Below are 22,511 nucleotides of genomic sequence, written 5' to 3'. Positions count from 1 at the left end.
ATGATCGCCTTCCCGCTCCTGGGCGCGGCGATCCTGCTGATCCTCGGGCGCAAGACCGACCGGTGGGGCCATCTGCTGGGCGTGGCCATGTCCCTCGCCTCGTTCGTCGTGGCGGTGCTGGCGTTCTTCGAACTCCTGGGCCTGTCCGAGGAGCAGCGGCGTCAGGCCGTGCACCTGTACGAGTTCATCCCCGGCATGGCGGACATGGGGCTGCTGATCGACCCGCTGTCGATCAGCTTCGCGCTGCTGATCACGGGTGTCGGATCGCTGATCCACATCTACTCGATCGGCTACATGTCGCACGACCCCGACCGGCGGCGGTTCTTCTCGTACCTGAACCTGTTCGTCGCCGCGATGCTCCTGCTGGTGCTGGCCGACAACTACGTCGGCCTGTTCATCGGCTGGGAGGGCGTGGGCCTGGCCTCGTACCTGCTCATCGGCTTCTGGCAGTTCAAGCCGTCGGCCGCGGTCGCCGCGAAGAAGGCGTTCGTCGTCAACCGCGTCGGTGACTTCGGGCTGCTCGTCGGCATGTTCATCATGTGGAGCGCGACCGGCACCTTCGCCTTCGCCGACCTCTCGGAGAAGGTGGGCGGGCTGTCGCAGCCCGTGGTCACCGCGATCGGCCTGCTGCTGCTCCTCGGCGCGTGCGGCAAGTCGGCGCAGCTGCCGCTGCAGTCCTGGCTGCTCGACGCCATGGAGGGCCCGACCCCGGTCTCGGCCCTCATCCACGCCGCGACCATGGTCACCGCCGGCGTCTACCTGGTGGTCCGCTCGGGCGCGTTCTTCTTCCCGGAGGGATCGCCGCAGGCGCTGGCCGTCGCGATCGTCGGCGCGGCCACGCTGCTCGCCGGTGCGATCATCGGTTGCGCGAAGGACGACATCAAGAAGGGCCTGGCCGGCTCGACGATGTCGCAGATCGGCTACATGATGCTCGGCGCGGGCCTCGGCCCGGCGGGCTACGCCTTCGCCATCGGCCACCTGATCACGCACGGCTTCTTCAAGGCCGACATGTTCCTCGGCGCCGGATCGGTCATGCACGGCATGAACGACGAGGTGGACATGCGCAAGTACGGCGCGCTGCGCAAGTACATGCCGATCACCTTCGTCACGTTCATCGTCGGCTACCTGGCGATCATCGGGTTCCCGCTGCTGTCCGGTTACTTCACCAAGGACGGCATCATCGAGACGGCCGTCCACCACCAGCCGGTGCTCGGCTGGCTGGCGGTCGCCGGCGCGGGCATCACCGGTTTCTACATGTCGCGCATGATCTTCATGACGTTCTTCGGCGAGAAGCGGTGGGCGGACGACGCTCACCCGCACGAGTCGCCGGCCGTCATGACGGTGCCGCTGATCATCCTGTCGATCGGCTCGGTCTTCCTCGGCGGCTACCTCATCCTCAGCAACAGGCTGATGCTGTGGCTGTCGCCCGCGGTCGGCCGTCCTGAGCAGCTTCCGCAGTTCCACTTCGCCAGCACGCCTGGCCTCGCCACGCTGGCGCTGGTGGCGGTCGGCGCCGCGTTCGCCTGGGTGAAGTACGGCCGGGCCGAGGTGCCCGCCGTCCAGCCGCGCGGCTCGTTCCTCACCACGTTCGCCCGGCGTGACCTGTACGGTGACGCGCTCAACGAGTCGCTGTTCATGCGGCCCGGTCAGTGGCTCACCCGGATCGCGGTGTTCTTCGACAACCGCGGCGTCGACGGGGTCGTCAACGGGCTGGCCGCGGGCATCGGCGGGACCTCGGGCCGCCTGCGGCGGATCCAGACGGGCTTCGCCAGAACGTACGCGTTGTCCATCCTGATCGGTGCCGCCCTGCTGACCGGCGCCCTGCTCCTCGTTGGGAACATCTGATGTCGTCACTCTGGCTCCCCATACTCCTGGCGGTGCCCGTGCTGGGGGCCGTGGTGGTGGCCCTGCTGCCCAAGGGCGCCGACCAGGTCGCCAAGCAGGTCACGCTGGCGGTCTCGCTGGTCGTGCTGGCGCTGACGCTGGTCATGGCGTTCCAGTTCCCGTCGGCCAAGGGCGACCGGTTCAAGTTCGCCGCGGTCTACGACTGGATCCCGAGCTTCGGCGTCCACTTCGGGGTCGGCGTCGACGGCATCGCGCTGGTGCTGATCGTGCTGTCCGCGGTGCTCGTGCCGATCGTGGTGCTCGCCTCCTGGCACGACGCCGACGGCGTCCGCACCGCCGACGGCACGCTGATCACGCCGAAGCGGTCGGTCAAGACGTACTTCTCGCTGCTGCTCGTCCTCGAGGCGATGATGATCGGCGTCTTCGCGGCGACCGACATCTTCCTGTTCTACGTGTTCTTCGAGGCCATGCTCATCCCGATGTACTTCATGATCGGGTCGTACGGCGGGGCGCAGCGGTCCTACGCGGCCGTCAAGTTCCTGCTGTACTCGCTGTTCGGCGGCCTGCTCATGCTGGTCGCGGTCATCGGCCTGTACGTGGTCGCGGGCAAGAGCACGTTCATGTTCCCCGAGCTCGTCGGCGCCATCCAGGACCCGGCGACCCAGAAGTGGCTGTTCGCCGGCTTCTTCATCGCCTTCGCGATCAAGGCGCCGCTCTGGCCGGTCCACACCTGGCTGCCCGACGCCGCCGCCCAGGCCCCGGCCGGCGCGGCCGTGCTGCTCGTGGGCGTGCTGGACAAGGTGGGCACGTTCGGGATGCTCCGCTTCTGCCTGGAGCTGTTCCCCGACGCCGCCAAGGCGTTCACGATGCCGATCGTGGTGCTCGCGGTCATCAGCATCATCTACGGCGCCATCGTGGCCATCGGGCAGAGCGACATGAAGCGGCTCATCGCCTACACGTCGATCTCGCACTTCGGCTTCATCGTGATGGGCGTGTTCGCCATGTCGCAGGTCGCCCAGTCGGGCGCCACGCTGTACATGGTCAACCACGGCTTCGCCACCGGCGCGCTGTTCCTGGCCGCCGGGTTCCTCATCGCCCGGCGCGGCTCGCCGCACATCGCCGACTACGGCGGCGCCCAGAAGGTCGCCCCGCTGCTGGCCGGCTTCTTCCTGATCGCCGGCCTGGCCGGTCTGTCGCTGCCGGGGCTGTCGTCCTTCGTCAGCGAGTTCATGGTCATGACCGGCACGTACGCCAGCAAGGCCCACGGGTCCGGCGCGCTGACCGTGGCGGCCATCGTCTCGGCGCTGGCGGTGATCCTCGCGGCCGTCTACATCCTGTGGATGGTGCAGCGGGTGCTCAACGGCCCGACCGCCGAGCCGGTCAAGGCGTTCAAGGACCTCAACGCGCGGGAGATCGTCGTCCTCGCGCCGCTGGTCGCCCTGATCATCGGCTTCGGGTTCTTCCCCAAGCCGCTGCTGGACGTGATCAACCCGGCGGTCAACCAGACGCTGGTCAACGTCAAGGTGGACAACCCGGCTATCGCTGAGAAGGGGGCCGGTCAGTGAATCCCATCATGCAGGCGCCGACGATCGAGTACGGCACGCTGGCGCCGATGCTGCTGGTGTTCGGCGCGGCCGTGCTCGGCGTGCTCGTGGAGGCGTTCGCGCCCCGCTACCTGCGCAAGGTGATGCAGATCCCGCTCACCCTGGTCTCCCTGGGCGGCGCGTTCGCCCTGGTACTCGTCCAGGTGATCATGCGAGGGGCGCCCACCGAGGCGGTGGCCATGGGCGCGGTCGCGGTCGACGGGCCCGCGCTGTTCATCTGGGGCGTCATCCTCGTCCTGTCGTTCGTCTGCGTGCTGCTCGTCAACGACGAGGGCCACTTCGTCGCCTCGGCGGCGGCGGTGCCCGGCAGCGCCGACGAGGAGGAGGCCGAGACGGCCGGCGGCGCCCACACCGAGATCTACCCGCTGCTGCTGTTCGCGGTGGGCGGCATGATGCTGTTCCCCGCGGCCCACGACCTGCTGACGATGTTCGTCGGCCTCGAGGTCATGTCGCTGCCGCTGTACCTGATGTGCGGCCTGGCCCGCCGGCGTCGCCTGCTGTCGCAGGAGTCGTCGATGAAGTACTTCCTGCTGGGCGCGTTCTCGTCGGCGTTCTTCCTGTACGGCACGGCCATGCTTTACGGCTACGCCGGCACGGTGTCGCTGCCGGGCATCAACAAGGCCCTGGCCGGTGGCGCGCTGCTCGACCCGCTGCTGCTCATCGGCTTCGCCATGCTCGGCGTGGGCCTGCTGTTCAAGATCGGCGCGGCGCCGTTCCAGGCGTGGAAGCCGGACGTCTACCAGGGCGCCCCGACCCCGATCACCGCCCTCATGGCCTCGGGCACGCTCGTCGCGGCCATGGGCGCCGTGCTGCGCGTCTTCTGGGTCGGCCTGGGCAACCTGGACTGGAACTGGCGGCCGGTCATGTGGGCCGTCGCGGCCCTCACCATGATCGTGGGCGCGGTGCTGGCGATCACGCAGACCGACATCAAGCGGATGCTGGCCTACTCGTCCATCGCGCACGCCGGGTTCCTGCTGATCGGCGTCATGGCCACGTTCGACAAGAGCCAGCAGAACGCCGGCTCGCTGTCCGCGATCCTGTTCTACCTGCTGGTTTACAGCTTCACCACGGTGGGCGCGTTCGCGATCGTCACGATGGTCCGCGACCCCGGAGGCGAGGCGGGTCACCTGTCGCGCTGGGCGGGTCTCGGCAAGCGGTCGCCGCTGCTCGCGGGCGTCTTCGCGTTCTTCCTGCTCGCCTTCGCCGGCATCCCGCTGACGAGCGGCTTCTTCGGGAAGTACGCGGTGTTCGCGGCGGCCCTGGCCAGCGGCTCGGAGACGGGCGACTCGCTGGGCGGCTGGATGACCGGGCTGGTCGTGCTGGGCGTCGTCGCCTCGGCGGTGGCCGCGTTCTTCTACGTCCGCGTCATCGTGCTGATGTTCTTCAGCGAGCCGGCGGCCGACGGCCCCTCCATCGCCGAGCCGAGTATGGGCACCGTGGCCGTCATCGCCGTGGCGGCGCTCGTTACGGTAGGAGTCGGGCTCTTCCCGCAGCCCATGCTCGACGTGGCTCATCAGGCCGCGGCCAACTTGTTCATCAGATAAGGGGATATGCCATGTCCGCGCCTCCCGTTGTTGACCTTCCCATTGAGGACGAGCGGCTGGCGCAGGACGTGGCCACCGGCCTGGCCGCGGTGGAGAAGCTCCTGCGCTCGTCGGTCGAGAGCGAGGACGCCTTCGTCACGGAGGCGTCCAAGCACCTCATCGAGGCGGGCGGCAAGCGCTTCCGCACGCTGATGGTGCTGCTGGCGGCCCAGTTCGGCGACCCGTCGGCGCCGGGTGTCGTGCCCGGCGCCGTGGTCATCGAGCTGACCCACCTCGGGTCGCTCTACCACGACGACGTCATGGACGAGGCCCCGGTCCGCCGGGGCTCCCCGTCGGCCAACGCCCGGTGGGACAACACCGTGGCCATCCTCACCGGCGACTACCTGTTCGCCCAGGCGTCCGACATCCTGGCCGACCTGGGGCCGGAGCTCATCCGCATCCAGGCGCAGACGTTCTCCCGGCTCGTGCAGGGACAGATCCGCGAGACGATCGGGCCGCGCGAGGGCGACGACCCCGTCGCGCACTACATCAGCGTCCTGGCCGACAAGACCGGCTCCCTGATCGCCGCCTCCGGCCGCTTCGGCGCGCTGCTCGCGGGCGCCCCCGCGGAGGTGGAGGAGCGCCTCAGCCGGGCCTGCGAGGCGATCGGCGTGGCCTGGCAGCTCGGCGACGACCTGCTCGACGTGGCGTCCACCTCCACGGAGTCCGGCAAGACGCCCGGCACCGACCTGCGCGAGGGCATCCGGACGCTGCCCGTCCTGTACGCGCTCGCCTCCGGCGCCCCCTCGCGGCTCATGGAACTGCTGTCGGGCCCGGTGGCCGAGGAGGACGTGGAGGAGGCCCTGACGCTCCTGCGGGAGCACTCCGGGATGGCCAGGGCCCGGGACGAGCTCACCGCCTGGATCGACCGGGCCCGCGACGACATCTCCGCCCTGCCGGACATCCCGGCCAAGGACGCCTTCATGGCGCTGTGCGACTACGTGGTGGAGCGCTCGGGCTGACCCGAGTGCTCCGTCCACTACGTGGCGGAGCGCTCGGGCTCCGGGGACACGGCTGCCTGCTCGGCGGCGCGGTTCCTCGCGGCGCGGGTGGCGCGGGCCGTACGGATGCTGTCGTAGGTGAAGACGGCCAGGGCCAGCCAGACGATCGAGAAGCCGATCCAGCGGCTGGCCGGCATCGTCTCCTTCGCGACCAGCACCCCGCACAGGAACTGCAGGACCGGCGCGATGTACTGGAGCAGGCCGATCGTGCTCAGCGGCACCCGGATGGCGGCGGCCGTGAAGCACAGCAGCGGCACGGCGGTGATGACGCCCGCGCCCACCAGCAGCGCCGCGTGCCCCGCGCCGGCGTGGCCGAACGTCGCCTGCCCGGCCGTCTCCAGGTACACGAGGTAGCCCACGGCGGGCAGGAGCAGCACCAGCGTCTCGACGGTCAGGCTCTCGGCCGCGCCCACGTTCGCCTGCTTCTTGACCAGCCCGTACACACCGAACGACACCGCGAGCGTGAGCGCGATCCACGGCAGCCGGCCGTAGTCGATGGTGAGCACGAGCACGGCCAGCACGCCGAACCCGACGGCGGCCCACTGCAGAGGCCGCAGCCGCTCGCGCAGCAGCACCACCCCGAACAGCACGCTGACCAGCGGGTTGATGAAGTAGCCGAGGGCGCTCTCGACGACGTGGCCGGTGTTGACCGCGTAGATGTAGACGCCCCAGTTGACCGTGATGATCGCCGCGGCGAGCGTGAGCAGGCCGAGCTTGCGCGGCTGGCGGGCCATCGTGCGGATCCACGCCCAGTGGCGGCGCACCGCCAGCACCGCGACGACGGCCGCCAGCGACCACACCATGCGATGGGCCAGGATCTCGACGGCTCCGGAGGGCTTGAGAAGCGGCCAGTACAGGGGGAAGAGCCCCCACATGGCGTATGCGGCCACCCCGAACAACACACCACGGCGAACGTCAGGCATGTCCCCCATTTTCGGTGCTGGCATGCTTAAACACAAATGTGTATCGCTATACGGGACTATGTAGCGACTCTTAAGCGTTAGGGGTTCTGTATCGTAGGCAGAGTCTGCGGAGGTGGCACTCATGGGGTGGCTGTTCGGCAACAAGACGACCATGGTCCGGCCGGAGGACGCCCTGCCCGGGCGCCCCGAGGAGATGCCGGTACCGGCCCGGCACGCGGTCCTCGACGCGCCGCTCGCCCCGCCGTACCCGCCGGAGGCCCGGATCGCCGACTTCGGCCTCGGCTGCTTCTGGGGCGCCGAGCGCAAGTTCTGGCAGACGCCCGGCGTCATCACCACGGCCGTCGGCTACCAGGGCGGTTACACGCCCAACCCGACGTACGAGGAGGTCTGCAGCGGCCGCACCGGCCACGCGGAGGTCGTCCGGGTGGTCTACGACCCGGCCAAGGTGTCGTACGAGGACCTGCTGAAGGTCTTCTGGGAGGCCCACGACCCGACCCAGGGCATGCGCCAGGGCAACGACGCCGGCACGCAGTACCGCTCGGCGATCTACTACCACTCGCCGGAGCAGCGCGAGGCTGCCGAGGGGTCGCGGGAGGCGTACCAGAAGGTGCTGTCCGAGGCGGGGTACGGCTCGATCACCACGGAGGTGGCCGAGGCGGGACCGTTCTTCTTCGCCGAGGACTATCACCAGCAATATCTTTTCAAAGTGCCTGACGGCTACTGCGGCATCGGCGGGACGGGTGTGGCCTGCCCGGTCGGCCTGACTTCTGGCGAGGCGTAGGCACGTTACGTGCAGCGGTCGGCGTCTGCGTAGAGCGAAGCATCAACCTCTTTGCTACTTCGGGTAGTAAACTGGTCTCATGAGCATGCCTGAGCGAGAGTTCGGCCCGGGGGACGGGCCGGCGGCGAAGGTCAGCGTCTCTCTGAGAACGGGCAACATTCGCGCCGTCCGAGAGCGAGTTGGTGCCCGCGGGTTCTCCGCCTACGTTGACGCCGCTGTGGAACGCCAGATCGAGCGGGATCTTCTGGAGGAGGCGCTTCAGGAGAACGAGGCTTCCGGGCCGATCCCGCAGTCGATGCGTGACGAAGCGGCGGAGCTGTTCCGCCAGGTCAGATCGGCGCCTGAACTCCAGGGGGAGGACGGATGGCGCGGGCACGAAGCAGGCTGAGTGCGGGAACCGTGATACTCGACTGCGAAGGGCTCGCGAAGTGGTGCGAGGCTGACCAGCGGGTGACCGCGCTTGTGCGGGAGGCGCAAGACAACGACTTCCGGGTTGTGGTCAGCGCGATGACACCGATCGAGGCGCAAGACGTTCGCGTCAAGAGCGATCGCCTGAGGTGGTACCTGTCTCGTCTGAAAATCGAGCCTGTGACGGAGGACATCGCATCACGGGCGATCGAGCTCCTCCGAGGCGCCCGCTTGCACGGTCACAAGTACGCGATAGACGCGGTGGTGGCGGCTACTGCGCTGCGCTCGGTGAGGCCGGTCGTCGTACTCACCTCGGATGAGGACGACTTGAGCAAGCTGTGCGGGAAAACCGTGAAGGTGGTCGCAGTCTGAGAGCGTTCGATGAGTGATCGAGCACGAGTCCGCAGACTCGCTTCGCTCGGACTCCCCGGGCCCCCGATCCCCCGGCGGGGGCTCCGCCCCACAACCGGCGCCGCTCGACCGGCTCGGTCTCGCGAATTGGAAGGCGGTGCGGGTCGCATTGCGCGACGGTGATGGTGCGGATGACGGCGGGGTGCGCCTCATGGGAGTTGCGGCATCGGCGCGGCAACTGCTCCCTGTGCCGCAGGGGTTTTCCGGAGCCTTGCTATACCTTTTGAAGGGTGTTCCTGGACGACTGGCATGAATGTGAATCTGAGCTCAGCGAAGCTCAGCGCGCATTCATGGCTCATATCGAAACTCGTACGTCCGAGTGGCTGGCGGACATATGGCTGGAGCGCACCGATGAGGGCTGTTTTCCCGTTCTCCTTGTCGATCTCAACTCGGCAGACGAGAATCTGGTCCTGCTCACGGCAGGTATCCGGGTAGAGGATCACCGGATCCACGGAGACAAGCTTCACAGCCAGCTGTTCAGCTTGCCTGATGAGCCGACCGGCCTCGCCCTCATTGCCACCGGTTCTCCGGAAGAGCTGGCGGATCGCACCACGGAGTGGTTCGACCGTCTGATGCGCCGCCAGGTCGTGCGCCACGAGTGGGTTCATCGGGGGCAGGTTTACGCGAGCAGATATCTCTTCTCTGATACCGGAGAAGGGCTGTGTCAGATGTACAACGACGCGCTCGCGCCGCCGTGGCAGCGGATTCGGCTTCTGATCGCCGGGCGCGTGAAGCGCCGCGGTTGGATCGACACGGAAGCACTTGGGCAACCCGATCGCGTCGTGACCGTCCGTGGTGAAACAGACCCTGAACCGGTACGACTCGTGCCGCCGTGGTAGAGGGGAGCCGATGGGCTCGGGACATCTACGGGGTGATCTCGTGAGCTCTCCAACGCTCGACGTTCGTTCGCGCAGCTCATTCACTGGATGCGGTCCGGCTCCATGGGGTGCCGCGGCATGATGCGACAGACAGCATCTCCTGCATAGGCCTTTGCGCGAGCAAGTGTCAGATCCTGAGTATCGATGAGTGTGGTCGAACTTCCCAGGTCGGCCGTTGGAGTTGCTCGTTGTAGACGATGATGTCGGCGTGGTCGTTGGGCGGGCTGTGGCGAAGTAGAGCTGTTGGGAGGGGATGTAGCGATTGCGCCACGATCGTTCGATTTCGGTGGTGTCGGCGGTGGATCCGGCCGGCGCTGTGCCTCGGTCCTGGGCGCGATCTACCGTCTGCTCGAATGAGACGGATACGAAGAAGCGCAGGTCCCACCGGTCGATGAGTTCTGGGCGCAGGAGGAAGACGCCGTCGAAGAGCAGTACGGCGTCTGCGGGGGCGGTGGTGGCGGGCGGGGACGACGGGGTGTCGGTGTCTCTGTCGTAGGCCGCGTGTTGAAACCTTTGCTCTCCGCCTGGGCCCAGCGGATCGAGCAGGACCCGGCACAGCGCGGTGTGGTCGATGTCTCTGTTTAGCACCGCACGTCAGGCTGCGGTCGCCGGCTCGCGTTCGACGAGGTGGGTGCGTTGACCGCGCGCCGGCGGGCCTGGGCGGCCTCGATGAGGTTGAAGGCCATGGCCAGGCCGACGGCTCGGAACCCGGGCCCTTTGGTGACCTTGGTGCGGTGCCGGACCGTGGTGAAGGTGGACTCGATCGGGTTGGTGGTGCGCAGATGCTGCCCGAGCTCCTGCGAGGCGCCCGCTTGCATGGTCACAAGTACGCCATAGGCGCGGTGGTGGCGGCTACTGCGCTGCGCCGTACTGCGAGGCTCTGCAAGGGATGGCCCGCGCGAAGCTCACCAGCGCTCTGGATCGCCTCGACGAGCGCTATCACGCCGTGACGCACGAAGACGGCGGCGTTGAGCTCGCGAAGTACTGGGGCCCCTCGCAGAGGGGAGCGAGACCCGATGGTGGTGACCTCGAAGGCCGAACGATCTACCCTCGGGCTGGTAGTCGCCAGTAGCCCCGGCGGCGACTTTCTCCACGTGGTACGTAGACCGGTCGCACGTCGAGTTCGATCGCGGCGTGGAAGTGGGTCAGGCCGCGCGCTGCCCGGCTACGGGTCAGAAGGGAGCGGTGCCTGTGGCCGGTCGATGGTCACTTCGGATTCCCCCGGCCCGGCGGGTCAAGCGCGCGGTCGTCCGCGAGCGTGTGAAGCGCCAACGGGAGCGCGACCGTGCTGGATCCTGTTGCCTGAGTTCCGGGCGTGCCTTTATGGAGTCCCGGGCAGCGTCATCAGTATGAATGACGGAAGACGGATAAAGGCCATTATCGGCACCATTTTCGCCGGCTCGACCCTGCTCGCGGCTGCGGCCTGTGGAAGCGCCCCCGCCCAGCCCAGTGCTGTCGAAGCAGTGCCGGCGGGGGATGCCATGGCCGGCCTCCTGTCGCCGTCGGGGCCAGTGGGCGACTCCAGCGGCAACCCCAGTCAGAACCCCGGCGGTACGGCGAGCGAGAGGGCGAGCGCCGCGGCCATGAACGCGGTCAAGGGCTCCACGGTCCTCTCGGTCCAGTCGGAGAACGGTGGCCGGATCTGGGAGGTCCAGCTGGCCGGATCCGACGGCACAGAGCGGCTGGTGGAGGTGGACGCGTCAGGGAAGGTCTCGGCGGTCAGGGTGAAGGACACCGGCAAGGGGGAGAAGGCCAGGGTCGTGGGCATCGTCAAGGACGCCGAGCTCACCTTCAAGGACGCGGTGGAGAAGGTGTCCTCCGCGGTGCCCGAAGGAAAGATCATCCACATGAGCCTGGACAGGTACAGCGACAACCTCCTCGTCTGGGATGCCGATGTCGTCACCTCGGACGGCACCTGGCACGGGGTCAAGGTCGACGCCAAGACCGGCACCGTGACCAAGAACGGCTAGAAGAAGCCGCTGTGCGCATGCGTGCCGTCGACCAGGGTGCGCGGAAGACGACCTTCGGCGACCGCAGCTCGCCTCCCACGGGTTGTCAACGAAGGCGCTGATCGCCTCTGGGCCCGCGGTGTCCGGCGAGGGGCACGACCCGCACGAAGGGGAGTGGAGGTGGAGCTCGACGTCTCCTTCGGCTGGACCACGCTCGTGGTGCCGCCCGGTGCGACCGTGGACGTCGAGGAGGTCGAGCCGGTCGCCAGCCCGATCTGGGTCCGCGACACCACCGCCGGCGGCGCCGGACAGGGGATTCATTTCGTGGTACGCGGCAGACAGGTGGCCGGGCGGCTGCTCATCCGCCGTCAGCGCCGCTTGTGGCGGTGGCGCTGGTGACGGAAGGACTGCTCGATACCGCCCGGAGGGGGCTCTCGTGCAGGAGTGAGCGCAGTTCGGCGGTGTCGATGATGTGGGCCAGTCTCGGGAAGACGCCGGTCATCAGGGTCTCGTGAGTTCGCGGGTCCGGGTCGGTGACGCCGTCGGAGAGGATGTAGAGCCGGTAGTCGCGGTCGGCGGCGTCAGTGACGGTGGACAGGACGACGCCGCTGGTGGTGACGCCGGCGACGACCAGGGTGGTGATTCCGCGATCCCGCAGTCGCCGGTCCAGGTCTGTCGTGGACAGCGCGCCGAAGCGGGTCTTGCGGACGGTGATGTCGCCGGGCTCGGGAGCGAGCTGGGCGTGGACGGCGGTGTCGGGCTCCTCGTGGTGCATGAGGTGCTGCCGGCCGATGAAGGAGAAGGTCTTGTTGGCCGACGGGATCGCCGCCCAGTCGGCCTCGGTGAAGCCGACGCGCACGTAGGCGATGGTGGCGCCGTGCGCTCGCATGTCGGTGATGGCGCCGGCCACCCGTGACAGCAGTGCTTCCGGGTCGGCCAGGCCGGGGAGCGAGGCCAGGATTCCCTGCTGGTAATCCATGACGAGCAGTGCGGTCGTCCGGGGGTCCAGCGTGGGGGTCGTGACGGTCATCTTCTCTCCTTGGGTTGGGTGATGAGGGCGCCCTGACACGCGGGATCGCGCGCCCGGGGCTGATCGCACATGGGGTGGGTGAGCCGGCGGTGGCGGCCCGTCAGGCGCGGTCCGGCTCCGGCTCCAGCTCCGGCTTCGGCTCGGTGCGGGTCGTCGCGGCGCGGCGGGGGAGCAGCAGCGGGGTCGCCAGCAGGAGCACGCCGGCCAGACCGATGGCCGTACGCGGACCGAGCACGGCGCCCAGCACGCCCCAGACGGCCGTCAGGAGCGCGGTCGAGGCCTTGGTCGTCACCGCCCAGGCGGACAGCGTCCGGGCGACCCGGGCGGTCGCGGTGCGCTCGAGGCGGTAGGTGGCGTGGACGGGGTTGAAGACCCCGCAGCAGAAGATGAGCCCGAGTTCGACGCCCATCACCAGCAGCAGCCCTCCGGTGCCCGGCCCCAGGAAGGCCAGGCCGATGGGCCAGAGCGCGCGCAGCGTCCCGGCCACGACCAGGACCTGGTGCTGCCCGAACCGGGTGACGAGCGGTCGGGCCAGCCGCGAACCGAGGAGCCCGCCGATCGCGGGCGCGGCGAAGGCGAGGCCGTACTGCCACGCCGTGAACCCGAGTTCGCCGAGCATCAGGACGGCCAGCAGCGCGTCGGCCGCCATCACCAGGCCGTTGAACAAGGCGGTGTTGAAGAACAGCGGGCGCAGCGTCGCGTCGGCGAGGATGTACCGCCAGCCGTCGAGCAGGTCCCCGGCCCGCATGCGCGGGGTCTCCCGGCGCTCGGGTCTCGGCTCCTGGCCGCCCGCCGCGCGGATGCCCAGGGCGGAGAGCAGGTAGCTGGCCGCGTCGGCCACCACCGTCGCCACCGGACCGAGGAGCCCGATCGCGGCACCGCCCAGCGGCGGTCCGATGATCGTGGTCGTCCAGGTCGTGGACTCGAACCGGGCGTTGGCGACGAGCAGGTCCTCGGCCGGCAGCAGCGTCTTCAGGTACGCGCCGGAGGCGGCGCGGAAGGTGATGTCGGCCGCCGCGACGACGACCGAGACCAGCAGGAGCTGGACGAAGGTGAGCACGCCGAGCGCGAACGCGGCGGGGATCGTCAGCAGCGCCGCGAACCGTGCCAGGTCCATCCCGATCAGCACCGGCCGCTTGCGGCGGAACTCCACCCACGGGCCGAGCGGAAGCGCCACGGCCGCGCCCGCCGCCGCCCCCACGGACGACAACGCCGCTACCTCCGCCGGCCCCGCATGCAGCACCTGGACCGCGATCAGCGGGAACGCGCCGAAGGCGAGCCACGTGCCGAGCGCGCTGGTCCCGTACGCCCCCCAGAGCCACCCGAACCGCCGCCCCAATCGGTGCCCGTTCCTCATGTCCCAGCGCCCTTCGTCACTCACCCGCACAACCGATCCGCGATCAGAAGCATCAAAGCGAGCGCCATGCCCTGAGATCAAACAACCGCAAGGCCGTCCAGCCACAACCAGCAGTTGTATCCATAGGATGTCCGCATGGACCTCGACACCGTCCGGACGTTCGTAGCCGCCGCCGACGCGGGGCAGTTCCAGGAGGCCGCCGCCGAGCTGGCGGTCACCCAGCAGGCCGTCTCCAAGCGCATCGCCGCGCTGGAGCGCAACCTCGGCGTGCGGCTGTTCACCCGTACGCCGCGCGGCGCCGAGCTCACCATCGACGGGCAGGCGTTCCTCCCCCACGCCCGGGAGCTGCTGCGCGCCGCCGAGCGGGCCGTCGCGTCCGTACGCGCCGGCAGCCGTCCGTTGCGCGTCGACGTGATCGCCTCGCGCAGCGCGGCGTCGGGCCTGATGCGCGGCTTCCACCGCGCGCACCCCGAGATCGACCTCGACGTGGTGATGCTGTTCAACGTCGACACGGCTGTCGCCGCCATCCGATCCGGGGCGATCGACGCGTCCTTCCGCGCCGTCGCCATGCCGGGCCGGCCCCTTCCCGAGGACATCGAGTCCGTACGAGTGCTCGACGAGCAGCTCCAGCTCCTCACCGGTCCCGGTCACGCGCTGGCGTCGGCCCGGTCGGTGCCCCTCGCTCAGCTCGCCGGGCACCGGATCTGGATGCCCGGCGTCGTCCCCGGTACCGAGTGGGCCGCCTACTACGACGACCTTGTCGCCGAGTTCGGCCTCACCATCGAGGCGACCGGCCCCAACTTCGGCTCCGACGCGCTGCTCGACACCGTCGCCGACACTCCGGCCCTGGCCACCTTCATGGGTGAGCAGACCCGCCTCGTCTGGCCCGCCGGCCACGGCCTGCGCCGCATCCCGGTGACCGACCCCACGCCCGTCTACCCGCACTCGTTCCTGTGGCACCGCGACAACCCGCACCCCGCGCTGGCCACCCTCCGCGCCCACCTCGCCGTCACGGCGGCCGGCACCGGCGCCGCCGGGACCTGGGTGCCGGACTGGGCGATCCCGCGCTGAACGCCGCCGCCCCGGCGGGTCGGGAGGTCTGCGTCCGGACCTCCACGCCCCGCGACCGCAGCGTCCGTGCCGTGGTGCGGGACAGGCGGTGCCGTACGTCGGGCAGCAGCCATTCGGCGGGATCGGCCAGGATCCAGTGCATCGGCTGCTCGCGCAACCGCTCGACGACGAAGCCGACGCTGTGCGCCGAGACAGCGGAGGCCCTGGAGCAACTCGCGGTGCAGCGCGACGCCGGTCGGGTTGACCAGCACGATGTCCGCGCCGCCTCCTGCCCGGCGCGACAGGGTGCGGGCCGCCTGGTGTCCGGCGGCCCCGGCTCCGACGATCACCACCTACGGCCTGTCCGGTGTCACCGTCATCTCCCTGAGGGGATCGCCGGCTCTTGCCGCGCCGGCGTCAGCCGTTCGTGGAATCCGCCGTCCGGGGACCGCGTGATGACGCCCGTCTCCACTCCGTGCTCGGCCACGTCGTGATCCGTCTGCTGCAGCGCGAGGCAGATCCACCGGGTGATGACGAAGGCGATGACGGGGCCGACGATCACAGCCCACCTGAAGAAGATCGTCACAGCGTTGACGGTGAGCTGGAACTGGTGGGCGATCTGGTCGTTGGCCGCGGCCGCCCACAGCAGGCCGTAGAACGTGATGCCCGCGACGGCGATGGCCGTCTTCACCGGTGTCTCATGGGGCTGATCGAGCACGTCACGCGCGGCCGTCTCGCGAGCCATGCGGCTCGCGGTCTTGGGCCGGCCCATCGCGTCGCGGCGGCCGCGTCGCGAGAGGAGGAAGCGCTCGGCGACCGGGTAGGCCGCCAGGGCGGTGAAGAAGACGCCGGGTATCACCAGCGTGGGGACGAGGACCGCGAGGCTGAGCGTGTGGTCCCCGAGGGTGAGTTCCCACCCGGGCATGATCCGGAGGGCACCGTCGAGGAACCCCATGTACCAGTCCGGGACCGAGCCCGCCGAGATCTGCGTCGGCCTGGCGGGGCCGTACAGCCAGATGGGGGCGATCTGGAACCCGAACCCGAGAATGACCAGCATGCCCGTCGTCGCGAGCGCCATCATCGGGCGTGCGCCGCTCCGCGCGGGGAGCGAGGCGATGAACCGCGAGTGGCCGTGTCGCCGCATCAGCCATTCACGGGCCACCAGCAGGGCGGCCATGAGGGCGGGGATCAGCAGGTGCCCGCCGTACATGACCGGAATGACCCTGTCACCGGGGAAGTCCGGGCCGAACAGCAGAGACAGCGCCCAGGTCCCCACCACCGGGATGGACTGCACCACCGACGTGATCAGCCACAGGCTCCCACCCGACAGCATGTCGTCGGGCAGAGCGTTGCCGGTCTCGCCCGCGGCCATGCCCAGCGCCAGCAGCGTCACCCAGATCAGCCACTGCCCGGTCCGCGGACGGCGGAAGGCGCCGGTGAGGAACATGCGTAGCAGCTGCAACACGACGGCCGCCACGAAGACGAGCGCCGCCCAGTGGTGGACCTGGCGGATGAGCAGACCGCCGCGCACCTCCAGGCTCAGCCGCATGGTCGAGTCGAAGGCCTTGCTGACGAAGAGTCCGCGCAGCGGGCCGTACGAACCGTCATAGGTGACCTGGGACATGCCGGGGTCGTAGAACACCATCAGCACCGCCCCGGTCACCGCCAGAACGACGAATGACCAGACGGCGATCTCGGCGAACATGAAAGACCAGTGGGAGAACTGGAACGAGCGGCGCCTGGCCGGCGAAGAACGCATGTGGGCTCCCTGAGCTTGTCTGCTCATAAGACAGATGGGAGCCGGGTTTTGTGACATCGCCGAGGCGCCGATGACGGTGATTCACGTCACCGAGACCGGCGCGGGACCGGTGACGCCTGTCGTCAGACCCGGCGCTGCCGGTGTAGTCCCACTGGATGGCGCGGGCGCCGTCGCCGGGTACGTCAGTCCGGCGCCCAGTACTTCTGGCGCACCTGCTCCAGCTGCCGGACCACCGGCTTCCAGGTGCTGGGCAGCGTGTAGCGGCTGGCGCGGTGGCCCCGGTAGGTGAGCGTGTACGTGATGAAGTCGGCTCCCGGCGGCTGTCCTTCCGAACGGCCCACGCGCAGGTGCTTCAGATGGCCGCGCAACGTACGTATCTCTTTGCCGGTGAGGCACTTGTCCACGGTGGGGCCCGTACGGCGGCTCACCCGTGCGCACCCGTCGGTGTACACGATCACACGATCCTTGAACCCCGCGAAGCCACCCGTCTCGCGCAGTTCCACCAGCACCTTCTTCTGCGTGGTCGCCGCCTGCGCCGGGGGCGCGATGGTCGCGCTCAGGACCACGGCGAACGATGCCGCGAGCGCTGTCTGCCTGCTCCTCATGCTCCTTAGACGTACCGGACCGGCAAGCGGCTCACGGGGGCCGCAGATCGGCGGGCGGCGGGCCGAACGCGGGGGAGGCCGCACATGGTCAGCGCTTGACGGCCCGCAGGACGACGAACTTGGGGTCGCTCGCGGCGACCTCGCAGTTGCCGAACAGCCGGCGCAGCTTCACGTGATAGCCGAGGTGCCGGTTGGCGACCACCCAGAGTTCGCCGCCGCGGCGCAGTGCCGCGCGTGACCCGTTGAACATCCGCCAGGCCGTCGTGTCGGTCCTCGCGCGGTGCGTGTGGAACGGCGGGTTGTTCAGGACCAGGTCCACCGTGCCCGCCGGTACGCCCGACATGCCGTCGGCCGCCAGGAACGTCGCGTTGTCGGCCGAGTCCACGTTCGCCAGGAACGTCGCCTCCGCCGAGGCCAGCGCCTGGTAGGACTCGTCGATGAACGTCACCTTGGCTTCGCCGTCGGCCAGTGCCGCGGCGAGCCCGATCACCCCGTTGCCGCAGCCCAGGTCCACGACATGTCCATGACCTCGGAGCGGCGGCAAATTTTGCAGGAAGAACCGGGTGCCGATGTCGAGACGGTCGGCGCAGAAGGTGCCCGCGTGGTTGGTGACGGTGAGCCCGGAGACCGCTCCGATGCCGGTGGGCAGCGCGTAGCTGCGTGGCCACGGACTGGCGCCACGGGGCAGCGCGGGGTCGGGTGAGCAGAAGATGAGCCGCGCCTTCTTCGCCGCCAGCGACGTCCTGGTCGGCCCGAGGATGCGTTCGAACAGCTGGAGGGTCGAGGTGTGGATCTCGGTGACCATTCCGGCGCCGACGACCACGGTGCCCGCGTGCACGTGCGGCGCGAGACGGTGCAGCTGATCCTCGAGGAGCGAGAGCCCTTTGGGCACCCGGATCAGCAACACGTCGATCCGGGGCGGCGGCGCGTCCATGGTCGTGCAGAGCCGTACCGTGTCGCCGGCGACCCCGTTGCGGCCCAGGTTCGCCCGGGTCGCCTGCTGGGTGAGGTAGGAGTCGGTGATCTGCGCGGGGCGGTGATCGGCGAGCGCGGTGACCAGAGCACCCCAGCGGTCGCCCAGCACGACCACGGTGCCCGACAGGTCGACGGGTTCACCGTCGATTCCCTCGAGATACCGCAGCAGGTACTCGTCGGCGGCGTCCCACGCGCGGAGCGGATCGCGGGGGTCCTCGGGGAAGCGGGTGAGGGCGAACTCACCTCTCGACGTGCTCAAATGGTTCATCGCGCCTCAGGCTAGCGACTCGCGCGCGGGATCGCTGGGGGCGAGGTCTCCTGGCTGGCGTCCTTCACGTCTGCGCTGTGAGCAGGGCGTCGGCGAGGCCGGTGCGGGCGTAGAGCACCGAACGGCCCGCCCGGTGGGCGCTGGTCAGGCCGGCGGCGCGCAGGGCGGTGAGGTGCTGGGACACGCCCGCCGCGGAAAGGCCCGAACGCTGGGCGAGTTCGGTCGTCGAGGCGGGCGTGTCCAGTTCGGCCAGGATCAACGCCCGGGATCGGCCGATGACGGCGGCCAGGGCGTCCGTGTGCGCATGCGCCCGGCGTTCCCACAACGTGCCGATCCCGCGCGCCGGATAGGCCAGCTGGGGCGGTTCGGACCCGGCGGACCGGGTCAGGACCCGCGGCCAGGCGAAGACCGACGGCACCAGGAGCAACCCGGCTCCGGTGTCGATCCTGGTGATGGCGCAGTGCCGCTGCACCAGGTGGAGGCTGCCGGCGGTCCAGCGCACCGTGTGGTGCAGTTCGTCCAGCGCCTGGGCCGTACCCTGCTCGGCGACCTGGCGGCCCCGGTGGAAGAGGTCCGCCTCCAGCACCGAGCGGATCCTCGCCCAGTAGGGCGCTATCGCCAGCTCCCAGTACGTCTCGATCTCCGCGACGATCCGGGGCAGGTATGTCCGAGGGGCCCGGTGAAGGCCCCGCAGCCGGGGCGACAGGGCGCCTCCGCGTTCCGCGGCCAGGTGGTCGAGGTCTCGCCGTACCTGCTCGGGGTCGGTGGCCGCGATGGCGGCCAGCTCGTCGGGCAGGCCGGGGGACGGGGTCGCCGGTGCCGGGTTGAGGAAGTCGGGGAGGTGGCCGGCGGGCGGGATCATGTCGGCCAGCCAGCCGCGATCGAGCCCGGCGGCTGCGAGCCGGGAGCGTACCTGGTCGGCCCAGCCGCGGTGCGGGCGCGGCACCACGGCGGCGGCCAGCGCTCTGACGCTGGTGACGACTTCCCACATGGGCGAGACGGCGAACCGGGTCTCGGCCAGGTCATTCACCGAAAACGCCAGCCGCGCCTTCATGCCGCCTCCACTGCTCCCCGGATTCGGTCAGAGCTTAATCAGTGGACCCTCGCTCCGCTGCCTAGCAGGATCCCGGAAGCAGCAAGCAGTACGACCCGAAAGGCAGTCACGCACATGTCCGTTGCCAGCTCCCCCTCCGCCGACGCCGCGACCCAGCGGAAGGCCCGCTTGTTCCGCGCGCTGAGCACCGAGCCCGTACTGGTGCTGCCCAACGCCTGGGACGCCGCGAGCGCGGCCGTCATCGCCGCGGCCGGCGCCACGGCGATCGCCACGACCAGCGGCGGCGTCTCGTGGTCGCTGGGCCGCGGGGACGGGCAGGGCCTCAGCCGGGGTGAGATGGCGCAGGCCGCGCGGCGCATCGTGGACTCCGTCGACGTGCCGGTGACGGTCGACGCGGAGGGAGGGTACGGGCCGGCCCCGGCGGATGTCGCCGCGACCGTGCGGGCGATGGTCGAGGCCGGTGCGGTGGGCGTCAATCTGGAGGACTCGACGGCCGTCGGCGGTCCTCTGTTCGGCGTCGCCGAGCAGGGCGCCAGGCTGCGCGCCGCCAGGGACGCCGCGGCCGCGGCGGGCCTGCCGGAACTGTTCGTCAACGCCCGCACCGACGTCTTCCTGTTCGGGATCGGTCCGTCGGACGGCCGGCTGGGCGCAGTGCTGGAGCGCACGGCGGCGTACGCCGAGGCGGGGGCCGACGGCGTCTTCGTCCCCGGCCTGCTCGACCTGGACGTGCTGACCACCCTCTGCGCGGCGTCGCCGCTGCCGGTCAACGCGATGGCCGTCGCCGGTGGCCCCGGGGTCGCCGAACTCGCGCGGGCCGGGGTGCGCAGGGTCAGCCTGGGCACCGGGTTGGCCCAGGCCGCCTACGCCGCGACCCGGCGGGCCGCCGCCGAGCTGCTCGGCACGGGAGGTCTCACAGCGCTGGACGGTTCACTGGACTTCGGTGAACTCGACGCCCTGTTCGGCCGCTGACGCGGGGCCGTCCGGAGCGATCCCGCCCGAGGCGGGAAGCAGGTCCGCGAACAGCGCGTCCCTGGAGGCCGCCGCGGCGTCCTCGGCCGCCGTGATCGCCGTCAGAATGGCGTGGGCCAGGCCCGTCGCGTCGAGCCGTCTCCGGCTCCGCGGAGAGATCTCCAGCCGCACGAGGACGCCGAGCGCGTCGGTGACGGCCGTGATCCCGCCGTCGTCGGCCCGGCCGGAGAACGCGGCGGCGCTCCATTCCTCCGCCCTCGCCTCCGCTCGCGCGGCGGCGGAGATCAGCGCGTCCAGCCGCGCCTGCGCCTCCTCGAACTCCTTGATCCCGTCAGTCCCCTCCATCGCTCAGTCTCCTCGCAGCACGTCGCTGATGTAACCGTCGAGCGGGTCGGCGGCGCCCGCGCCCGCGGTGCCTTGCGCCTGGCCCGCGAGGTCCTGGACGACCTCCGTCAGTCGCTCGCCCATCGCCTGGTGAGCCGCGGCGATCGCCTCCTGGACGGCGTGCGCGAGCTGGACGTGGTCGAGGCCGCGCAGGCCGTGCAGGGCGCGCGGGTCGATGGACAGCCCGCGCAGGCGCCCGCTGCCGGTCACCTCGGCGCGGACCACCCCTGAGGGGTCGGAGCCCGCCAGCCGCTCCTCCTCCAGCCCGTGCAACGCCTCGGTGACGGCCTGGGCCCAATCACCCGCCTCGCGCAGCAGGCCGGGGACATCGCCCGGCTCACCGTCGGCGAACGCCTCGATGTTCCTCATGAGGAGCCCTTGGCCGCGGGGACCCAGTACTCGTCCAGCACGTCGGGGTCCGCGATCGCGTCGGTGAGGTGGAGGTCGCGCGCCCCCAGCGCCGGGTTGCCGGCCCGGTAGAAGGCGCCCCTCAGGTCGTTGAGCTTGAGCTCCAGCTTGTTGAGCTCGCTCTCGTACGAGTTGTACACGTCGGTGAACTGCTTGACCAGGTTGCCGGCGGCGCTCATGAACACGCCGACCTGGGTCATCAGGGCGACCTTGCCGACGGGGTGGGTGCTCATGGCGGCCACGGCGCGCAGTATGGGGGCGGAGGCGGCATAGAGCCCGAACACCGACAGGTCGTACTCCATCACCTCCTTGTACTGGCTGTTCATGGTGCTGCTCATCGCCCCGGAGATCTTGCCGAGCTGGCCGTACAGGCCGTTGACGTTGAACCGGATGTACTGCTGGAGGTTCTGCGCCGCCAGGCCCTGCCAGTAGGGGGTGATGTCGTCGAAGAACGAGCGCCACAGGTCGGACCGGCTGCCCTCCAACGCCCCGGCCATGTCCTTCCACAGATCGCGCCGGAGGGAGAACAGGAACGGGTTGCCCGCGTTGAGGGTGGCCGCCACGTCCAGCGCGAGCGCGGCCAGACCGAGCCCGGAGAGCGCCATCGCGGCTCTGCTGCTCTGGCGCAACGGGTTCAGCCCCTGGATCAGCCGCCGGTAGAAGCCGGGGTCGGTACGCGGCGTGGGGCTGACCGTGATCGTCCGCTGCACGGCGCCGTTGGCGTTGGTGACGTACAGTCGCTGGTCGCCCGTGGGCGCGGTAGGACCCGGCAGGATCAGCTTCGGCGGTTCGCCGGACGGAACCGTCATCGTGGATTCCTCCTCACGCGGTCTTGCTCTTCCGGTCGGCGGCGGCGTAGTTGTCGGCGGCTTGGAAGACCTTGCCGCTGTCGTCGCGCAGCAACCTGGACAGGATGCCGGCGCAATCCTGCCAGGCGTCGGAGACGGTGTTGAACCGGTCTACGAACATCAAGCCGACTATGGGCACGCCGGCCATGGGGATCAGGTGCCAGCCCTCGAAGCGGGGAGTCCAGTGCTTGACGGTGTCCACGCCGACGGCCGAGCTGTCCATGGTGCCGGCGAACTTCCGTACGTACCCCTCGCTGACGTCGTAACCGTTCGGGCGGTTGCCCGTGTCGTCCGGCGGTGGAGCCAGCCTGGCTGACACGGTCCGCGCCGACTGGGCCCGAAGGCTCTGCGGGAGGCAGGCGGGCGGCGGGCAGGCGGGGGTGTGCGGGCACGGGCTCACCAAAGTCGGAGAGCCGGCCAT

At 69.9% G+C, this 22,511-nt stretch carries 23 protein-coding genes and 1 pseudogene; 12 read left to right on the top strand and 12 right to left on the bottom strand.

Going from position 1 to position 22,511, the window contains the following annotated elements; all coding sequences use genetic code 11:
• The 4 genes from nuoL to AB0H81_RS04980 are packed head-to-tail and all read left to right on the top strand — an operon-like array spanning position 1 to position 5,994.
• Positions 1-1,845 (top strand): NADH-quinone oxidoreductase subunit L, encoded by a 1,845-nt coding sequence (gene nuoL, locus AB0H81_RS04995; protein ID WP_358369502.1) that lies wholly within the window; start codon positions 1-3, stop codon positions 1,843-1,845.
• Complete coding sequence (locus AB0H81_RS04990) at positions 1,845-3,410, top strand: NADH-quinone oxidoreductase subunit M (RefSeq protein WP_358369379.1); 1,566 nt, start codon at positions 1,845-1,847, stop codon at positions 3,408-3,410. Before nuoL ends, AB0H81_RS04990 begins: the two co-directional genes overlap by 1 nt.
• 8 nt (positions 3,411-3,418) lie before the next feature.
• Positions 3,419-4,993 carry an NADH-quinone oxidoreductase subunit NuoN gene (nuoN, locus tag AB0H81_RS04985; RefSeq protein WP_358369500.1) on the top strand — a complete coding sequence of 525 codons (1,575 nt, stop codon included), beginning with the start codon at positions 3,419-3,421 and terminating at the stop codon, positions 4,991-4,993.
• An 11-nt stretch (positions 4,994-5,004) separates the two neighbouring features.
• Positions 5,005-5,994, top strand: coding sequence for a polyprenyl synthetase family protein (locus AB0H81_RS04980; RefSeq protein WP_358369376.1), 990 nt, complete (start codon positions 5,005-5,007; stop codon positions 5,992-5,994).
• A 17-nt stretch (positions 5,995-6,011) separates the two neighbouring features.
• Here AB0H81_RS04980 and rarD read toward each other — a convergent pair whose 3' ends face one another.
• Positions 6,012-6,956, bottom strand: a complete 945-nt coding sequence (gene rarD, locus AB0H81_RS04975) for an EamA family transporter RarD (RefSeq protein WP_358369374.1) — start codon at positions 6,954-6,956, stop codon at positions 6,012-6,014.
• Positions 6,957-7,077: 121 nt separating this feature from the next.
• Between rarD and msrA the strand changes: the two genes are divergently transcribed.
• The 4 genes from msrA (at position 7,078) to AB0H81_RS04955 (ending at position 9,395) form a co-directional block, all read left to right on the top strand.
• Positions 7,078-7,737: a peptide-methionine (S)-S-oxide reductase MsrA gene (gene msrA / locus AB0H81_RS04970; RefSeq protein WP_358369372.1), complete on the top strand. Its 660-nt coding sequence runs from the start codon at positions 7,078-7,080 to the stop codon at positions 7,735-7,737.
• A gap of 79 nt (positions 7,738-7,816) precedes the next feature.
• On the top strand, positions 7,817-8,125 hold the full coding sequence (locus tag AB0H81_RS04965; RefSeq protein ID WP_358369369.1) for a hypothetical protein: 309 nt from the start codon (positions 7,817-7,819) through the stop codon (positions 8,123-8,125).
• A gap of 11 nt (positions 8,126-8,136) precedes the next feature.
• On the top strand, positions 8,137-8,517 hold the full coding sequence (locus AB0H81_RS04960) for a PIN domain-containing protein (RefSeq protein WP_358369366.1): 381 nt from the start codon (positions 8,137-8,139) through the stop codon (positions 8,515-8,517).
• A gap of 269 nt (positions 8,518-8,786) precedes the next feature.
• Positions 8,787-9,395 (top strand): hypothetical protein, encoded by a 609-nt coding sequence (locus AB0H81_RS04955; RefSeq protein WP_358369363.1) that lies wholly within the window; start codon positions 8,787-8,789, stop codon positions 9,393-9,395.
• Positions 9,396-10,063: 668 nt separating this feature from the next.
• Here AB0H81_RS04955 and AB0H81_RS04950 read toward each other — a convergent pair.
• Positions 10,064-10,219: pseudogene (locus AB0H81_RS04950) on the bottom strand (IS256 family transposase); the annotation flags it as partial.
• Positions 10,220-10,915: 696 nt separating this feature from the next.
• Here AB0H81_RS04950 and AB0H81_RS04945 point away from each other — a divergent pair.
• Together AB0H81_RS04945 and AB0H81_RS04940 are read left to right on the top strand one after the other, a co-directional pair.
• The gene (locus AB0H81_RS04945; RefSeq protein WP_358369362.1) at positions 10,916-11,404 is read left to right on the top strand and encodes a PepSY domain-containing protein; all 489 of its coding nucleotides are present in this window, start codon (positions 10,916-10,918) and stop codon (positions 11,402-11,404) included.
• A gap of 159 nt (positions 11,405-11,563) precedes the next feature.
• Positions 11,564-11,782 (top strand): hypothetical protein, encoded by a 219-nt coding sequence (locus AB0H81_RS04940; RefSeq protein WP_358369359.1) that lies wholly within the window; start codon positions 11,564-11,566, stop codon positions 11,780-11,782.
• On the opposite strand, the gene AB0H81_RS04935 is transcribed toward AB0H81_RS04940, so the two are convergent.
• Both AB0H81_RS04935 and AB0H81_RS04930 read right to left on the bottom strand, forming a co-directional pair.
• Positions 11,742-12,413 carry a cysteine hydrolase gene (locus AB0H81_RS04935; RefSeq protein ID WP_358369356.1) on the bottom strand — a complete coding sequence of 224 codons (672 nt, stop codon included), beginning with the start codon at positions 12,411-12,413 and terminating at the stop codon, positions 11,742-11,744. The genes AB0H81_RS04940 and AB0H81_RS04935 overlap by 41 nt on opposite strands.
• Positions 12,414-12,513: 100 nt before the next feature.
• Entirely contained in the window at positions 12,514-13,770 is a 1,257-nt protein-coding gene (locus AB0H81_RS04930; RefSeq protein ID WP_358369354.1) for an MFS transporter, read from the bottom strand.
• 135 nt (positions 13,771-13,905) lie between these two features.
• Here AB0H81_RS04930 and AB0H81_RS04925 point away from each other — a divergent pair, with 135 nt between their 5' ends.
• Positions 13,906-14,841 carry a LysR family transcriptional regulator gene (locus AB0H81_RS04925; protein WP_358369351.1) on the top strand — a complete coding sequence of 312 codons (936 nt, stop codon included), beginning with the start codon at positions 13,906-13,908 and terminating at the stop codon, positions 14,839-14,841.
• A 355-nt stretch (positions 14,842-15,196) separates the two neighbouring features.
• Here AB0H81_RS04925 and AB0H81_RS04920 read toward each other — a convergent pair whose 3' ends face one another.
• The 4 genes from AB0H81_RS04920 to AB0H81_RS04905 all read right to left on the bottom strand — a co-directional run bounded on the left by AB0H81_RS04920 (position 15,197) and on the right by AB0H81_RS04905 (position 19,481).
• The gene (locus AB0H81_RS04920; RefSeq protein WP_358369349.1) at positions 15,197-16,579 is read right to left on the bottom strand and encodes a cytochrome b N-terminal domain-containing protein; all 1,383 of its coding nucleotides are present in this window, start codon (positions 16,577-16,579) and stop codon (positions 15,197-15,199) included.
• A gap of 182 nt (positions 16,580-16,761) precedes the next feature.
• Positions 16,762-17,184 carry a hypothetical protein gene (locus AB0H81_RS04915; RefSeq protein ID WP_358369346.1) on the bottom strand — a complete coding sequence of 141 codons (423 nt, stop codon included), beginning with the start codon at positions 17,182-17,184 and terminating at the stop codon, positions 16,762-16,764.
• An 88-nt stretch (positions 17,185-17,272) separates the two neighbouring features.
• Positions 17,273-18,427, bottom strand: coding sequence for a methyltransferase (locus AB0H81_RS04910; protein WP_358369345.1), 1,155 nt, complete (start codon positions 18,425-18,427; stop codon positions 17,273-17,275).
• A 64-nt stretch (positions 18,428-18,491) separates the two neighbouring features.
• Positions 18,492-19,481: a DUF5937 family protein gene (locus tag AB0H81_RS04905; RefSeq protein ID WP_358369343.1), complete on the bottom strand. Its 990-nt coding sequence runs from the start codon at positions 19,479-19,481 to the stop codon at positions 18,492-18,494.
• 114 nt (positions 19,482-19,595) lie between these two features.
• On the opposite strand from AB0H81_RS04905, the gene AB0H81_RS04900 reads away from it, so the two are divergent.
• Complete coding sequence (locus AB0H81_RS04900; RefSeq protein WP_358369341.1) at positions 19,596-20,450, top strand: isocitrate lyase/phosphoenolpyruvate mutase family protein; 855 nt, start codon at positions 19,596-19,598, stop codon at positions 20,448-20,450.
• On the opposite strand, the gene AB0H81_RS04895 is transcribed toward AB0H81_RS04900, so the two are convergent.
• From AB0H81_RS04895 to AB0H81_RS04880, 4 genes are read right to left on the bottom strand one after another with little or no spacing between them, the layout of a single operon-like run.
• Positions 20,409-20,795 carry a YbaB/EbfC family nucleoid-associated protein gene (locus AB0H81_RS04895; RefSeq protein WP_358369338.1) on the bottom strand — a complete coding sequence of 129 codons (387 nt, stop codon included), beginning with the start codon at positions 20,793-20,795 and terminating at the stop codon, positions 20,409-20,411. The two genes, AB0H81_RS04900 and AB0H81_RS04895, sit on opposite strands and share 42 nt — an antisense overlap.
• Positions 20,796-20,798: 3 nt before the next feature.
• Positions 20,799-21,203, bottom strand: a complete 405-nt coding sequence (locus tag AB0H81_RS04890) for a YbaB/EbfC family nucleoid-associated protein (protein ID WP_358369336.1) — start codon at positions 21,201-21,203, stop codon at positions 20,799-20,801.
• Positions 21,200-22,051 (bottom strand): hypothetical protein, encoded by an 852-nt coding sequence (locus tag AB0H81_RS04885; protein ID WP_358369333.1) that lies wholly within the window; start codon positions 22,049-22,051, stop codon positions 21,200-21,202. The genes AB0H81_RS04890 and AB0H81_RS04885 overlap by 4 nt, the downstream gene beginning before the upstream one ends.
• 13 nt (positions 22,052-22,064) lie before the next feature.
• Positions 22,065-22,409 (bottom strand): hypothetical protein, encoded by a 345-nt coding sequence (locus tag AB0H81_RS04880; RefSeq protein WP_358369331.1) that lies wholly within the window; start codon positions 22,407-22,409, stop codon positions 22,065-22,067.
• Positions 22,410-22,511 lie beyond the last annotated feature (102 nt).

The organism is Nonomuraea sp. NPDC050691 (genome assembly GCF_040654455.1).
GTDB lineage: Bacteria > Actinomycetota > Actinomycetes > Streptosporangiales > Streptosporangiaceae > Nonomuraea.
Note: the sequence above shows the minus strand (reverse complement) of the source record. Positions and strands in the feature narration are given on the sequence as shown.

Excerpts from the sequence above, each read along its gene's own strand:
- AB0H81_RS04905 (WP_358369343.1), bottom strand. The coding sequence starts at position 19,481 with ATGAAGGCGCGGCTGGCGTTTTCGGTGAATGACCTGGCCGAGACCCGG.
- AB0H81_RS04925 (WP_358369351.1), top strand. The coding sequence starts at position 13,906 with ATGGACCTCGACACCGTCCGGACGTTCGTAGCCGCCGCCGACGCGGGG.
- AB0H81_RS04910 (WP_358369345.1), bottom strand. The coding sequence starts at position 18,427 with ATGAACCATTTGAGCACGTCGAGAGGTGAGTTCGCCCTCACCCGCTTC.
- AB0H81_RS04900 (WP_358369341.1), top strand. The coding sequence starts at position 19,596 with ATGTCCGTTGCCAGCTCCCCCTCCGCCGACGCCGCGACCCAGCGGAAG.
- AB0H81_RS04930 (WP_358369354.1), bottom strand. The coding sequence starts at position 13,770 with ATGAGGAACGGGCACCGATTGGGGCGGCGGTTCGGGTGGCTCTGGGGG.
- nuoL (WP_358369502.1), top strand. The coding sequence starts at position 1 with ATGATCGCCTTCCCGCTCCTGGGCGCGGCGATCCTGCTGATCCTCGGG.
- nuoN (WP_358369500.1), top strand. The coding sequence starts at position 3,419 with ATGCAGGCGCCGACGATCGAGTACGGCACGCTGGCGCCGATGCTGCTG.
- AB0H81_RS04990 (WP_358369379.1), top strand. The coding sequence starts at position 1,845 with ATGTCGTCACTCTGGCTCCCCATACTCCTGGCGGTGCCCGTGCTGGGG.
- msrA (WP_358369372.1), top strand. The coding sequence starts at position 7,078 with ATGGGGTGGCTGTTCGGCAACAAGACGACCATGGTCCGGCCGGAGGAC.
- AB0H81_RS04945 (WP_358369362.1), top strand. The coding sequence starts at position 10,916 with ATGGCCGGCCTCCTGTCGCCGTCGGGGCCAGTGGGCGACTCCAGCGGC.
- AB0H81_RS04890 (WP_358369336.1), bottom strand. The coding sequence starts at position 21,203 with ATGAGGAACATCGAGGCGTTCGCCGACGGTGAGCCGGGCGATGTCCCC.
- AB0H81_RS04915 (WP_358369346.1), bottom strand. The coding sequence starts at position 17,184 with ATGAGGAGCAGGCAGACAGCGCTCGCGGCATCGTTCGCCGTGGTCCTG.
- AB0H81_RS04885 (WP_358369333.1), bottom strand. The coding sequence starts at position 22,051 with ATGACGGTTCCGTCCGGCGAACCGCCGAAGCTGATCCTGCCGGGTCCT.
- AB0H81_RS04965 (WP_358369369.1), top strand. The coding sequence starts at position 7,817 with ATGAGCATGCCTGAGCGAGAGTTCGGCCCGGGGGACGGGCCGGCGGCG.
- rarD (WP_358369374.1), bottom strand. The coding sequence starts at position 6,956 with ATGCCTGACGTTCGCCGTGGTGTGTTGTTCGGGGTGGCCGCATACGCC.
- AB0H81_RS04935 (WP_358369356.1), bottom strand. The coding sequence starts at position 12,413 with ATGACCGTCACGACCCCCACGCTGGACCCCCGGACGACCGCACTGCTC.
- AB0H81_RS04980 (WP_358369376.1), top strand. The coding sequence starts at position 5,005 with ATGTCCGCGCCTCCCGTTGTTGACCTTCCCATTGAGGACGAGCGGCTG.
- AB0H81_RS04895 (WP_358369338.1), bottom strand. The coding sequence starts at position 20,795 with ATGGAGGGGACTGACGGGATCAAGGAGTTCGAGGAGGCGCAGGCGCGG.
- AB0H81_RS04920 (WP_358369349.1), bottom strand. The coding sequence starts at position 16,579 with ATGCGTTCTTCGCCGGCCAGGCGCCGCTCGTTCCAGTTCTCCCACTGG.